Origin of the sequence: Zoogloea sp., from assembly GCF_028693495.1 — a bacterium.
Classification (GTDB): Bacteria; Pseudomonadota; Gammaproteobacteria; order Burkholderiales; family Rhodocyclaceae; genus Zoogloea.
In genome coordinates this window covers 1-14,118 of the sequence record NZ_JAQUVG010000090.1, presented here as the reverse complement: position 1 = coordinate 14,118, position 14,118 = coordinate 1, and the positions used below count along the sequence as shown (strand labels likewise).

At 62.5% G+C, this 14,118-nt stretch carries 13 protein-coding genes; 8 read left to right on the top strand and 5 right to left on the bottom strand.

The window, feature by feature from the left end; all coding sequences use genetic code 11:
* Positions 1–168 precede the first annotated feature (168 nt).
* Positions 169–1,071: a hypothetical protein gene (locus PHD22_RS13520; RefSeq protein ID WP_299867814.1), complete on the top strand. Its 903-nt coding sequence runs from the start codon at positions 169–171 to the stop codon at positions 1,069–1,071.
* Between the two features lie 425 nt (positions 1,072–1,496).
* On the top strand, positions 1,497–2,252 hold the full coding sequence (locus PHD22_RS13515) for a hypothetical protein (protein ID WP_299867811.1): 756 nt from the start codon (positions 1,497–1,499) through the stop codon (positions 2,250–2,252).
* Between the two features lie 199 nt (positions 2,253–2,451).
* Here the strand turns inward: PHD22_RS13515 and PHD22_RS13510 are convergent, their stop codons facing one another.
* Complete coding sequence (locus PHD22_RS13510) at positions 2,452–2,757, bottom strand: helix-turn-helix domain-containing protein (protein WP_299867808.1); 306 nt, start codon at positions 2,755–2,757, stop codon at positions 2,452–2,454.
* Between the two features lie 385 nt (positions 2,758–3,142).
* Here PHD22_RS13510 and PHD22_RS13505 point away from each other — a divergent pair, with 385 nt between their 5' ends.
* The 6 genes from PHD22_RS13505 (at position 3,143) to PHD22_RS13480 (ending at position 6,715) form a co-directional block, all read left to right on the top strand.
* Complete coding sequence (locus PHD22_RS13505) at positions 3,143–3,736, top strand: hypothetical protein (RefSeq protein WP_299867805.1); 594 nt, start codon at positions 3,143–3,145, stop codon at positions 3,734–3,736.
* Positions 3,720–4,082 (top strand): hypothetical protein, encoded by a 363-nt coding sequence (locus tag PHD22_RS13500; protein WP_299867802.1) that lies wholly within the window; start codon positions 3,720–3,722, stop codon positions 4,080–4,082. The genes PHD22_RS13505 and PHD22_RS13500 overlap by 17 nt, the downstream gene beginning before the upstream one ends.
* Positions 4,083–4,174: 92 nt before the next feature.
* Entirely contained in the window at positions 4,175–4,501 is a 327-nt protein-coding gene (locus PHD22_RS13495; RefSeq protein ID WP_299867799.1) for a hypothetical protein, read from the top strand.
* A gap of 3 nt (positions 4,502–4,504) precedes the next feature.
* Positions 4,505–4,717: a hypothetical protein gene (locus PHD22_RS13490; RefSeq protein WP_299867797.1), complete on the top strand. Its 213-nt coding sequence runs from the start codon at positions 4,505–4,507 to the stop codon at positions 4,715–4,717.
* Positions 4,718–4,899: 182 nt separating this feature from the next.
* A complete protein-coding gene (gene radC, locus PHD22_RS13485) occupies positions 4,900–5,502 on the top strand; it encodes a DNA repair protein RadC (RefSeq protein ID WP_299867793.1) in 603 nt (200 codons plus the stop codon).
* A gap of 19 nt (positions 5,503–5,521) precedes the next feature.
* Complete coding sequence (locus PHD22_RS13480) at positions 5,522–6,715, top strand: site-specific integrase (protein ID WP_299867790.1); 1,194 nt, start codon at positions 5,522–5,524, stop codon at positions 6,713–6,715.
* Positions 6,716–6,772: 57 nt separating this feature from the next.
* Here the strand turns inward: PHD22_RS13480 and PHD22_RS13475 are convergent, their stop codons facing one another.
* The 4 genes from PHD22_RS13475 to PHD22_RS13460 all read right to left on the bottom strand — a co-directional run bounded on the left by PHD22_RS13475 (position 6,773) and on the right by PHD22_RS13460 (position 14,022).
* Positions 6,773–7,036: a helix-turn-helix domain-containing protein gene (locus tag PHD22_RS13475; protein WP_299867787.1), complete on the bottom strand. Its 264-nt coding sequence runs from the start codon at positions 7,034–7,036 to the stop codon at positions 6,773–6,775.
* A 317-nt stretch (positions 7,037–7,353) separates the two neighbouring features.
* A complete protein-coding gene (locus PHD22_RS13470; RefSeq protein WP_299867785.1) occupies positions 7,354–8,547 on the bottom strand; it encodes an integrase in 1,194 nt (397 codons plus the stop codon).
* A gap of 437 nt (positions 8,548–8,984) precedes the next feature.
* Complete coding sequence (locus tag PHD22_RS13465; RefSeq protein ID WP_299867782.1) at positions 8,985–9,569, bottom strand: HNH endonuclease; 585 nt, start codon at positions 9,567–9,569, stop codon at positions 8,985–8,987.
* A 16-nt stretch (positions 9,570–9,585) separates the two neighbouring features.
* Complete coding sequence (locus PHD22_RS13460) at positions 9,586–14,022, bottom strand: TIR domain-containing protein (protein WP_299867779.1); 4,437 nt, start codon at positions 14,020–14,022, stop codon at positions 9,586–9,588.
* Between the last annotated feature and the right edge of the window lie 96 nt (positions 14,023–14,118).

Sequence of the window (14,118 nt, the reverse complement as noted above, 5' to 3'; positions counted from 1 at the left end):
AATTCTCCGCATCGGAGGCCGTTTGAAAGACCACCTCCATCCGGCTGGATCCAGTCCAAGGAGGGAATGGTTTCGAGGCTTCAGGCCGATACAGCCACATCCAGTTCGGTCAGGATTCGGTTACGCTCCTGATCTGCCCTTGAGTCATCCGCTACCCAGAACACGTCCATGCCCAGAGCGCCCCGTCGTACCGGAGTCGATGAGTGCTTCCATTACCTGGGCGAGGTCGGCGCGCTGATGTTCTTCGCCCGGGCCGCCCTCGATCCGGGCACCAAGGGGACTGACCTGCTCGCCTGGACCCTGCGCCTGCAGCGCGCGCTGCTCGCCCAGCCCGCGGATGCGACCTTGAAACCCCTCAAGATCGACGCGCCGCAGATCTCGACGTGGCGAAGGGCCAACCCGATCGTTTGGGCGCCGCCCGAGCAGAGGGAGCAGGCGCTCAGCCTGCGCGTGCTCGGGATAGAAACGGCCCAGGCGGTCGCTGAGCCGGAGAGGTCACCCGGCTGGAAGGGGCACCTGCTGATCGTCTTTGACCCGCACACCGAAACCCTGGTCCACCACTTCCTGAAGTTGAACCGGACGGCCGAGGTATCCGCCGAGTGGATCCTCTACGTGCTGGCCCGGGCCGACCGGGCGATCCGGGAGCGGACCGCTTCGATGCGGGCGCCTCAGGACTCGGTGTCCATCGCGCTGCCGGACATGAAGGACACGCCTTTTGCGGAGGCCTACGCCGAGGCGGCAACGCGCCTCAAGGACGCCATTCCCGCGGGCGGGCTGACCGTCACATGGCTCGGGCGGCACGAGGCCTGCCTGACCCTACACGACGCACACGTTGATGCCACCGCACCCCGCGACAGCTACGCGGCGCTTACCTTCGAGACGTCCCAGATCCTCAGGAATGCGTTGATCCGGACCGCCCGGGCGTTCAACGCGCAGCCCGACAAGGGCGGCGGCGTCTGGATCGCCCTGAACCCGCAGAAAGGCGACATCGACCGGAAGCCCGGCTGGGAAGAGGAAGAGCGCCTGCGCCGAATGGCTGCTGCATCCCGAAACGAAGACACGACCCGCTGACATCATCATCCCCGGCGAGCCCAGGCTCGCCGGGGCCCCTCGGAGGGGACACGCCCGGCGCAGGTCCCTCGATCCTGCGCCGGGCTCGGTGAGGCGGTGTCGCACCGAGGTAGAGGGAGGGTGATCGAGCGGGAGGGGGCATGGGCTCCAACTTTGACGGCTATACACCCCTACGGCGAAACTCGGAGCCCAGTTGCCTGACCATACACCGCTCATCACACCAGACATCCCACAATCGGTTATGAGCGCCCTTAAGTTCTCTGAGGAAGCCCTCCTTCTTCCTTGCCCGTCGCCCGAAGAGGGCGGAGATATTGGCATAGCGGATCAAGCGGGCTGTGGGCGTTGTGATCTAACGTCCGGTCGGGTCCCCTGTGAACTTTTGAAGGCAGGCTCTGCAGCTAGCAGCCACCAACTACTTGACTTCGATGTCTGATGGCAAATACCATCAGATTGATGTCAATTACCATCAAGGAAGACAGATGGCACATAGCTGGTTGAATTGGTTAAAGCGGTGGCGCACGATCGCTGATGAATCGAGCCCGACCGAATACGTACCGATCATGATGACTTCCGACAGCACGAGCTATGAAGTGCTTCGCGTGTCAAGGTTTCATCAAGCCTACGATGGCAATACGCCGCATGTGGAAACCCCCATTCGGGAGTTCAATGACAAGACAGCGTTGCACAGCAGGGCAACGCGTGACTTGGGAATCGTGCGGGTAATCACCAACAACCGAAAACCCGCTTTCGTCATTGAACCAGGTGCCGACGTTCTCGAATGGTGGGCGTCTAAACAAGAGGTGAGCGTCAAGAACCTTCTGGACGTCATGAGGGCGGGAGATCTTGGACGCCGCGTTCGACTGCAGGATCGCAAAGCGGCAAAGGCCTCGAGGGCTCAATTGTTGGCGGTCCGTCAAGCTCTAGGTGAAGAACTTGCCGAGGTTCGTTCTCAGGAAAAAAAACTTGTGGCGCGGCTCGCGGAGGTAGAGGCAGAAAGAGATAGTGCGCAAAAGGATCGGGACCGAATGAGAGAAAACCTTATCACGCAGAATGCCCAACAAGGCAGCACAGCGAAGATTCCTTACGGATCAGGCACGAAGTCATCCGCACTCGGGACAGATAGAGCGCAAATTCAGAAGCTGACTTCCAACAAACCCCTGCCAGGAAACTTCGAAGGGTAAGTTGAGGCCCGTTCAACACATAACACGCCTCCCGCGCAAGAGACTTAGCCGGTCGAAGCATTGACTAGAGATAGAGTCAGGCGGTCGCCCGACTGATCAATGACCGGTTGCGGCCATTCTGCGACCGCCCGATGATCAAGCCGCACAGAAGGAGCCTTTCCCCTTTTAGGGGAAAGGCTCCTTCTCGCATCGTGATCAATCAGTTGGACCCCGTCGCCGGGGAAACCAGGCGCGTCTTGCCGAACCGGGTGCGCAGCCCCGGCGATGACGGCGCCGAGGTCGCCGACACCTCCGGAGCGACCGGCATCGGGGTTTCAGCCACCCCCATCCGGGCCGCCAACCACGCCTCGACCACCGCCTCGTCGTAGCGGATCGTCTGCGGGCCGATGAGGACATGGGGCGGCAGGTTGCGGTCACCGCGGGCGCGCAGGCGCTCGATGGTGGAAACCGAGAGTCCCAGCCGCTGGGCAAGCCAGCGTGTGGGCTGAAGGGCGCGGACGGGCATGAATGACTCCTGATGGACGGTGGCGACGGTAGCTATTCGGTTGTTCGCATTTGCGCCCGCATCTGACGGCGCTTGCAGGCAGACGGGGAGGGGGCGACCCCCAGGCCGTCAGAGCCGGTTGCCCCTCCTGCATATCATGCCCTTGAGAGACCCGCGCGATGCCGTGCCGGCCTCCGCTTCTATCCTGACCACCACGAGGACCTTCACCATGCTGACCACCCTCATCCGGCACCTGCCCGACCTGACGCTGCCCGACACCCTCGATTTCGAGCTGGAGCTGCGTATCCACGTCGAGCGCTGACGCGCACGCGTCACACCGACCTTCTTGAAGGCCCCTGATCTTCGCGGATCAGGGGCCTTTCTCTTTTGAGCGACGGAGACCTTTATGTCCGACCCGATCACCTACCTGTGCATCCGCACCGGCACGGCCCGCAAGGCCGGCCTCCACTCCACCGGCACCCTCAGCTACGCGATCCTCAAGGACGCGGATTCGACGGAGGCCTACTTCCTTGTCACCGGCAACAGCAGCGCGGGCTACTACTCCCGGGTCGCCGTGCCCTTCACTGGCATCGAGGGGGCGCTCGCCCACCTCGCCGAGGATCAGGCCTTTCCGGCCAAGACGCTGAAGTCGGCATTCCCGAGCGGCAAATCGGCCAACGATTCGGGCTTCCTGCTGGCCTTACTTCGCCACGAGGGCCTGCTGACCCCTGCGCCCGAAGGGGCACACCTCAGTGTGCGCTCCGGCGACTGGGCCGCCTGGAAAGACGCGGTTCTGGCCGAGGTGGGCGAGCCCTTCGAACTTCCCACCAAGCAGATCAAGACCACCATGACTACCGCCGACAGCACCACGTCCAGCTCGATCACCGCCGCGCCACCCGTCGTCATTCATAAGGGCAAGAAAGGCCGGAAGGAGCGCATAGGTCACGCTCACCCCCATATCAGCGCCACTGACGAGGACAACCATGATTCACCTGCGTGATCCTCAGGATCTGCCCCGCGTCCCCGATATGGCCCTCCGGGCGCTGATCGCCCAGCGCTTCGAGGACTTCGCCCAAGGCGAACCCTATGATCCGGCGCTGCATGCGCACGCCTTTCTGGTGCAGGCCGGTGACACGCTAGCAGGCCTCGAAGCCGAGACCGGCTGCCGCATCCACCCCGCCTACTTCGACGTGCTTGAAGAGCACGACACTGGCTTCGAGCTGGTGTTCGCCGAAGACGACGCTGGCACGGTGATCTTCATCCCGAAGGCGGCGGACATCGACACGGATCTGCTTGCCTTCTGCCGGGCCTACGCCGCGCCTGCGCCCGATCTCAAGGCCGCCTGACACCCAGACGCGCCACACCCTCTTATCCGCCTTTCACGACAGCCGGAGCCCTTCCTCAAGGGCTTCGGCTGTTTTGCATTCAGGAGACCCACATGCAAACCCGCCACACCGAAGCCCACGCCGACAGCCTGCCCCCAACCCCCTTCACGCCGAAGTTTGATCTCGGGCAAGTCCTCGCTACGCCCGGCGCCCTCGCGGCCCTTGAGCAGCACCACGTCTCACCCTTGACGCTGATTTGCAGGCACGTCCGCGGCGACTTCGGAGACATCGACCAAGAGGACTGGCAGACCAACCTCGCCGCGCTGCGATACGGCCAGCGGATCGTCTCCGCCTACACCATCGCGCCCGATGTGGTTATCTGGATCATCACGGAGGCGGACCGATCGGCGAGCACGCTCCTCCTACCCTCGGAGTATTAGACCGTGGGCGACTCGACATACCAGCCGCCGCTGAGCCCGCAGATCGCCCAATGGCTCGCCGAAATCGATGACGATGCCAATGAGTTCTTCCAGGAGAGGGCGGCGGCGCGTGAGCACATGGGCGGCTTCAACCGGGAGCAGGCCGAGAACCTCGCCTGGGCCGAGACCCAGCGCTACGTCGAGCGACGCGACGCCCGCAAGTCACGCCCGCGATAGCGCACCAGACGCAGCCCGAAACACCAGACATGGACCAGCGCCCGGCGTCGGTCCATCCCACCTTCAGCGACGAATCCCACGATGCCTTGCCCGCGCTCAACCCATGCGGGACCGGGCCACGCGGCCATGCGCTGAGCCGAGGATTCGTACTTCTTCGCACCGTTTTTGTGAGGAGCATCACCATGACACCCACCCCGATCCGGCATCTGCCGGACGCGGACCTGCTGCGCCTCGTCCTGGGCAACGAGGGCGCAGCCACACTCACCGACCTGCCGCTCGCCGACGTCTTCCGTTTCGATGCCGGCACGCCAGCCCTGCAGGAAGGTATCGCCCATTATGGCCCGCTGCGACCCCTTGCCGCAGCGGTCGAGCTGATGGCGCGGGCGTTGTCCCGCATCCTTGCGAACCGCGATTGCCTCGCCGAGCCGGCAAGCGTGCGCAAGCTGCTGCAGCTGCGCCTAGGCGGGCTCCCACATGAGGTCTTCGCGGTGCTGCTGCTCGATGCGCAGAACCGCCTGATCGACTGCGTCGAGCTCTTCCGCGGGACCCTGACCCAGACCTCGGTTTATCCGCGGGAAGTGGTCAAGCTCGCGCTGCAGCGCAACGCGGGCGCCGTCATCTTCGCCCACAACCACCCGTCGGGCGTGACCGAGCCGAGCCAGGCCGATGAGGCGCTGACGCGGACCCTGAAACAGGCCCTCGCACTGGTGGACGTGCGGGTGCTCGACCACTTCATCGTCGGCGGCGGCGACCCGCTCTCGTTCGCGGAACGCGGGCTGCTTTGATCTTGAGGAGTCCAGATCCATGAAACGTCAGTTCCGATTCACCAAGCGCAGCCTCGACGCCTTGCCGCCGTGCCCATCGAACTCGGCCAGCAAGGAGATCGAATGGTCAGATCTCGACATCGGGGGGCTTAGAGTTCAAATCAACCGGCAAGGCCGCAAGAGCTTCCTTTTTAGATATCAGATCCACGGCAAGAAGCGCGCAATGAAGGCCGGCGGCTACCCGGAAACCAGCATCGAGGAAGCCCGCCAGAAGGCGATCGAGTGGAAGGCGCTGCTCGCCAAGGGCATCGACCCGCAGGAGGAGCGGGACGCGCTGCGCGAGACGGGCATCACCTTCCGGGAATTCTTCGAGCAGTATCTGTGGCCGCACATCGTCAGCACGAAGCGCAGCGCCCGGGCGGATGAAAGCCGATACCGCAATCACGTGCTGCCCGCCTTCGGCCACCGGGAGATGGCGAAGATCACCACGCTGGAGCTGCAGCGCTTCCACAACGACAACAAGGCCAAGATGGCGCCGGCCAGCAGCAACCGGATCTTCGAACTCATACGCCACGCTTACACCCTGGCGGGAAGCTGGGCCCTGATCCCGCCGACCGTTCGCCCCTGTGACGGCATCCGCCTGCATCGGGAGAACAACAAGCGGGAGCGCTTCATCGAGCCCGGCAGCGAGCTGCCACGACTGCTGAAGGCCCTCGATGCGGAGCCTTCGAAGTCGGCGGCCGATCTGTTCCGCTTCCTGCTTGCCACCGGCGCCCGCCGGGCGGAGGCCATGTACGCGAAGTGGGAGCATATCCGAGCCGAGCGGCAGCAGTGGTACTTGCCCACCAGCAAGTCCGGCAAGGCGCGGATCGTGATCCTCAACGAGGTGGCAATGGAGATCCTGAACGGGCGACCGCGCCTCCGCGGCAACCCGTACATCTTCACCGGGACGCGGCCCGGGCAGCCCATCGGCAACCCCACCCGCGCCTGGCAGCGGGTCCTCCGGCGCGCGGGCATCGACCCAAAATCGACCCGAATCCACGACCTACGCCATTCACATGGAAGCTATCTGGTCGGTGTGGCGAGCCTTCAGGAGATAGGCGGCATCCTGGGGCACGCCCAAGGCTCGACGGCCGTCACAGCTCGCTATGCCCACCTCAACGATGCGCGCTTGAGGCAAGCCAGCAGCCACGTGGCCGACCTGATGCGCTCGGCGTCGAGCCGTCGCAGTTGAGCTCCCCTGAGTGCAGCCCGGCCACTGGCCGGGTCTGCGCTCCTCTTTTTTTCCATCTCAGGCGGCCTGGGGATAGGCGCGCGTGCCATCGACGTTGAAGGAGTTGGCACGGATCCACGCCTCCACGGCCGAGAGCCGATAGCCGACGCGGCGACCGCCGAGGCGGACGAAGGGAGGGTAGTTGCCCATGCCGGTCGAACGGGCCTTCTCCAGGGTGGCAGGCTTCAAGCGCAGCATCTCGGCGACCTCCAGCGTGGTCAGGATGCGGTCCTCGCCGCTGAGGAGCGAGGGAGCGGCGGTGTTCTTCATAGTCTCTTGCATGTTCGTCGGACCTCTGATGGCAATGTCGTCACGGCACCCGCAGGTGCCGTCGGGTCGCTGGCCAGCGCAGGTGAGACTTTGCAGGATGACGACGAGCGCCTGGGTGTCAGGTGGCAGAGGTGGTGAGATGCCATCTGGCCGCCCCTTCGGAGACGATAAACACGCAGAATCAACGCTCTAGGTGTTCCCGTGCGGTATCGAAGGCAGAAAAAAGAAGGCCTCAAGAACGAGGCCTTCGGCGGGCGCGGCCGCTGCAGGCCGCGCGCAAGAGGGTTTAGAACGCGTCCGGACGATACCCCATCGGACCATAAAAAATGTCACGGCTGGGCAGGCATGAACAGCGCACCGATGGTCGCTTGGGCGGCGACCAGGGACGCCGCATGAGCATGGGAATAAATGCGCGTGACAACTGGGGACGAATGACGGGCACCCTGGCTCAATACCTCCAGCGGAATTCCGGCATACACACCGGCGCTGCACCAGGCGTGGCGGAGATCATGAATACGGTAGCCCTCCGGGATGCCCGCCTGCTGGCACAATTTTTTGAAGAGGCGGATCGGCCGGGCCAGCTGCTCATTGTCCCGCTCGCCGGGGAACACGTAGTCGTTGCGGCGATACGGCAGCAGCTCGCGGATCACCGCCTTGGCGGGCTCGGACAGGTGGATCACGCCCGGCCGGCCGGACTTCTGGGTCGGCAGGAACCACGTGCCGGCGGTGAGATCGAGGTGACGCCACTGCAGGGCGCGCGCCTCGCCCAGGCGGGCGCCGGTAAGGGCCATCAGCATCAGCATGCGCGAGCCGACGACCTGCGGGCTCGCTTGCGCTGCCGCCATGAAGGCGGCGACCTGCGGCACCTCCAGGAACTCCGTGCGACGGTTATCCACCCGTGGCAGACGCACGCCCTTGGCGACGTTACGGGGCACGATCCCGAGCTCGACGGCGATGTCGAGGGTGGTCTTGAGCTGGCCGACGATGGTGCGGATCGTGGCCGGCGCCAGTCCAGCCTCCTGCATCTTGAGGACGAAGCGGCTGACGTGGGTCTTGGTGATCGCGGCAACCGGCATGTCGTCGAACTCAGGCCCAAGCCAGTTCGCGTGACGGCTGAGGTCCGTGTGCAGGGTCTTCTTCTGGCGGGCCCGGCACTGGACGACGTAATGGGCTTCGTGGAGTTCGCGGTAGGTCAGGTTCGAGACCTTCGGCGCCTTCGGGTCTTCGCCTTGCGAGGCCTGCAGGCGATAGCGCTGGTGGAGGACGCGGGCCTGTTCGAGGGTCAGAAGGCCCAGTTCGCCGAGGGGGATGCGATACGGGCGCTTGCGGTACGAGTAGCGCGTGTACAGCTTGATGCGGCCGGAGGCGTAGATCACGGCGCGCATGCCGCGGTGGACGGTGCAGGAGAACTCGACCTGATCGAGGCCGAGGGCTTTGACGCGTTCGGCTTCCTCCAGGAGGCGGGACTTCGTGAAGGCGAAGGCGGTAGGGAACGGATACTTGCGTTTGCGGATCGTCGGCATCGGCGTAAGAGAGCGGAATGAAGGGATGCCGAAAGTAGATCCACGCGGGTTCGCAACCAGACCAGCCCGATCCGGTTGGATCGGGGAAGGGAAGCTCAGGCAAGTTCAAGCAGGAAACGATCTGAGGGCGGGGCGTGACCGCGTTCCGCCTGGTGCCGGACGACGCGCTGCCGCGGACCTCGCGGGAGCGCTTCGGAGTGATCTCATGCCGATATCAACACCCCCTGCGAGTCAAGCTCGCAGGGGCCCCGAAGGGGTCACGCCCGGCGCAGGTCCCTTGATCCTGCGCCGGGCTTGGGGAAGGCGTGGTATCCAGGACGACCGAGGGTGATGCTGCTGGATGGGGCAGGAGCTCCAACTTTGGCGGCTATACACCCCCCCCCCACATCGGAAGTTGGAGGGGCTCTACTTGGACGGCACCAAGAGACAGGCACTGCTCATGGATTCCTCTCACCTCCAGCTTCCAGCAGTTGCTCTTCCCGTCGCTTGATCCGAGCGTACAGCTGCTGTTTGAGCTCCTCTTTATCTTTTCCGAAGTGGGCCTCGCGGTGGCATGCCGGACAGAGGGCTACCGCATTCGAGATTTCGTCAGGCCCGTTTTCACTGAGCGGGATAACGTGGTGCACCTCCAGATAAGGCTCGCCCTTCAGAGTGGTGAAGCTCTTGCGCTTGCATAATTCGCACTTGCCTTGGTTTTTCTGCAAGGCATACTCGATGACCCAAGCGACGACCTCGGGCCTGCGCTTAAAGGTGGTCGTGGTGGTCTGCTGCCTACCGACAGGCCCGGACTTGGCGGCCGGACGTGCGAGCTTGTCCAAGTCAAGCTTCGGCATTTGCCGCGCCTTAGCTACGCGGTCTTGAAAACTCTCCTCCGTGACATTCGGGGAGTCCGAATCTTCAGCTTCCTCCTCACCCAGGAAGATGACCGGCTTGATGACGCGCCACTGAGTTATCCAGCGATTGTTCCAATCCCATGCAGGCTCTGCTGCATTCGAGCCCCATACTCCGCTCTGAAAAAACAACTTGACAGACAGCAGCCTATCGTATTGCTGCGCGAAGCAGCGAAAGCAAGGCCCCCCAAGTCGTCGGGGGCGGAGCGCAGACATCCTCACCCTCACGTCCACGCAAAATTGGCGCGGCAGACGTGTCGCGTGTATCTACGTGGCGGACGCCGACGCGCAATGCCCCTCCAGAAGAAGTGGATGGGGTCTGGATTGTTTCGCCGACAAGTTTTTCTCGACATAACTCTTCGATGAAAAAAAACTCCCTAGGATTGCGTGTAGCCCACTTTACGTCCCACTTACGCACCCTACCACCCGTACTCGCAGTAAATACATGGCGCTGATCTGCGGAAAATACCGCAAGTGTGGGCTTATCTAAGACCGACTCACCGTGGCCAAGGGCCGGGCCGATTTGCACGCCCGTAGCGACGTCCCATAGTCGCGCAGTGCTATCCAGCCCCCAAGTGAGAATGAGGCGCGCGTCTGCCGAAAAAACCGCCCCCTCAATTCTCCCGCGGTGTGTGAGAGCTGGGCCGAATTTCATGCCCGTAGCGGCATCCCACAGCTGCGCGGTGCTAGCACTCCAAGTGAGAATGAGGCGCTCATCTTTCGAGAAGACCGCGTCACCGAAGACGTCGTCGTCCTGCGCGAGTGCCGGGCCGACTTGTGTGCCCGTCGTCGCATCCCATTGCAACACGTTATTCCCAACCCGAGTCAAAATGCGGCGGCCGTCCGCCGTAATCACCACCCAGTCGTCCTTATCGATGTCCTTGAGCGCTGGGCCGACGGTCCTGCCGGTGGCTGTGTCCCACTGCCACAGCTTACGGTCATCTGTCCATGTGAGGATGTGGCGCCCATTCTCCGAAAACTCTGCCCTGGCGATCCGGTCATCGTGCTTGAGCGCTGAGCCGATCTGCTCGCCCGTGGCGGCATCCCACAGTCGTGCCGTACCATCCTTACGCCAAGTGAGGAAGCGGCGGCCGTCCGGCGAAAATAATGCCCCGGCAATCTCGTCTTCGTTCTTGAACGCTGGACCTATCTGCCCGCCTGTAGTGGCGTCCCAAAGCCGCGCCGAACCGTCATCGGTCCAAGTGAGGATACGCCGCCCATCCTTCGAAAACTCTGTCCTGGCGATCCGAGCGCCGTGCTTAAACTCTGAACCTATCTGCCCGCTGGTAGTGGTGTCCCACAGCCGCGCCGAACCGTCATCGGTCCAAGTGAGGATGCGCCGCCCATCCTCCGAAAACTCTGTCCTGGCGATCCGAGCGTCGTGCTTGAACGCTGAACCTATCTGTCCGCCGGTAGTGGTGTCCCACAGCCTCGCCGAGCCGTCGTCGGTCCAAGTAAGGATGCGGCGTCCATCGGCCGAAAATTTGGCCCCGCCAATCCTTCCGTCATTATTGTGCGCCGCACCCCTCGGCCCATAGGGGCTGGTATCCCAAAGCCGCGCTGTGCCGTCTTTGCTCCATGTGAGGATACGACGCTGATCCGCGGAATATGCAGCACCAACGACAGCTCCGTCGTGCTGAAGCGGAGGACCTATTTGTCTCCCCGTGACAGCGTCCCACTCGCGTGCAGTTCCGTCCTCACTCCAAGTGAGGATACGACGCTGGTTGGCTGAAAACACTGCACCGTAAACAGCGCCGTCATGCTTCAGCACTAGACCAATCGGCTCGCTCTCCAAAACGTCCCATAACCGCGCTGTGCCGTCCTCGCTCCAGGTAAGGATGAAGAGTTGGTCCGCCGAAAACATAGCCCCTAAGACCGGAGCATTATGCGCGAGCCCTGGGCCGATCTGCTCCCCCGTGGCAACGTCCCATTGGGCCGCCTTAGTGCCGTACCCAGTCCTAGAACCGCGACTCCAGGTGAGGATACGGCGCTGATCTGGTGAAAACACCGCACCGTCGGTCATACCGTAGTCCTGAAGCGCTTGTCCAATCTTAATCTTTTCCCCTTTTGTCGCGTCCCACTGCTGCAATACCCCCTCGCCGTACCACCCAGTATCCCAGGCGAGGATACGTCGCCCGTCTGCCGAGACGGCCACACCGCCAATGCTGAGGTCACGTCCGTCATACTTAAGAGCTGGGCCGATTTGCATGCCCGTCATAGCATCCCACTGAACCACCTTATCTGTACCCCAAGTGAGAATGCGGCGACCGTCCGCCATGAACACTACCTCGGTGATCCAGTCCTCGTGCTCGAGCACTGTGCCGATTTGCTCGCCGGTGGCGGTATCCCACTTCCGTGCCGTACCGTCCCCACTCCAAGTAAGGATATGGCGCTGGTCCGCGGAGAAGATTGCCTTCAAAACCCCATCGTCATGCTTGAGTTCTGGGCCGATCTGCTCGCCGGTGGTGACGTCCCACTGTCGTGCCGTACCGTCCTCACTCCAAGTAAGGATACGGCGCTGGTCCGCGGAGAAGATCGCCCCTACAACCGGGCCGGTATGCCCCCTAATCTCCACCGTCAGCGACAGTGCCAGCGCGTTAGATGACAGTGCAGCAAATGCTTCGGCACTTGCCGGTATCAGGCTGTTGGAGTGTGCCGCAAGAATCGATAACCGCAACGCACGTACGTAGTCCCCTTCTTCCGCCAAGCGCTCTGCGGTCCGTGCGAGCATGAGTGACTGTGCCAAGCCCAGATTGCGCTGCCCCGCCACGACCAGAATCGCCCCCAGCACGGTAACCAAAGCGACTACTACAACAAGAGCGCCTATCCATTGGCGCTGCAGTTGTTGACGCCGAAGACGTTCAAGCTCTCTTTTTTCGGCGTTGTTTTCGAGCTCACGGCAAGCCTTTAGATACTCAATCTGAGCTCCTCCGTCCTTCCAGTCGAGATCTTCCCACTGCGCCAACTGCTCGGCCGCCTGTAGACGCTCGCCGCGATGTATGAGGGTCTCGGTCTTGGCCTGGCCCTCTGCCGCACGCCACTCCGCCGCCGCCGCAGTAACACGCTCGCTCATTCGGAGCTCGTCCCGACGCTCTGCGATCCAGCTTGCGAGTTCTCTCCAGTAGCGCAAGACCGCCTCATGTGAAACCTCGACGGTAGCTTCGGCGCCGTCCATGTCACTCACCAACAGCCGCTGATCAGCCAGACAATCGATAAGTGAAAGTGCCTCAGACGGTAACTTGCGGCGCAGAGCCACGCGGCGCTTTGGAACACCGGCTACGTGATCGATCCGGACAAGACCCGGAACGAAGCATCGCCGGGCCAGTTCATCCAATGCTGCCCGTTCTTGCGGCAGTCCTGGCATCTCTGCCGCCCGCGCAAAGGCATTCTCAACAGCTTGGCGGATTGCGCCACCGACCCCCTTCATTTCCTCCATGTACTTGCTCTGAGTAAGCCTACCGTCGGTGCCATGCTCAATCAGTAGCCGCTCAAGCGTGAAAGCGAGTAATGGAAGCGTATCGGGGCCATCGAAATCTGAAATCAACTGCTCGGTGAGCTCCGCCTCGATCGAGATACCGGCTGACGGAAGCCGGGCAGGGCCTTCGATGATTTCTTTCAGGGCTGCGGGCGGCAGACGCGGTAAATCGAAAGGCAGACGTGGAATGCCGACGAGGCGAGTATCTTCTTGCAATAGTTCAAAACTGTCCGAACGAATCGTCAGAAGCAGGAGCAGGTTCGAATCAGCCTTGACAAGTTCCGCAATTATTTCGATCGCAGCAGAGGCTTCCTGATCACCGGCAACAAATAGTTCTTCCGCTTGGTCGATCGGCAGAACAATCGTCGGGGCGAGTGTTTCAGGACCAGACTCTGGGTGCGACGCATGGACACGCAAATGTTCAAGCGCCGGGGCACGAAGTGCCGCCACGCAGTCCGGAATGTTAGGCGCGTAAAGGGGGGCGGAGACCCCTAGTGAGTGGTAGAGCCCGCTCGCACCGGTAAGAGCAGCACGCCCCGGGCGCACCGTCGGCAGGATAAGGAAACGCTCGCAGTCACGTTTGAGTCTTGCGAGGAGACCTGCCCGCAAGAAGGACGATTTGCCGGCACCGGAAGCCCCAAGGATGACGAGCGCCCGCTCGGGCGCGCCGTCACGCAGCCGCCGAATCGTGTCCAGCGCCTTGGTGATCTGCGTGTCGCGGCCGAAGAAGATCGCGGCATCCTGCTCTTCCAGGACTTTCAGTCCGCGATAAAGCGGGCGCTTCGGCTCGTCCTTCGGTGGCCATGGAAAGGCTCCCGGGTGAAGACCTGCACGATGCAAACCAATACGCAGGCGCTCGTAACCATCAGCTTGCTTCTCTGGTGTCGAAATGTCAGCGAATTGATAGGTCGCGGTCAGCTCTAGTGGCAGCTCTTCTAAAGGACAAGGCGAGATAAGGACTGGAAATATCTCCTTACCGAGTTGCGCAGCGAATAGAAACTCGGTCAGACACCACTTTGATGCCACCCACTGGGGCGAGACGAGCACGATCACCGCCGCGCAGCGCTCGCCAGCCTTACGCAGGGCGCGCTCTAGACTGAAGTGCAACACCCCGATTTGTTAGGGTGTAGGCATGGGAAATCACTACAGTCAGTTGTCGATGGACGAACGTAATCAGATTCATCGGTGCAGCAATGAGGGATTGAG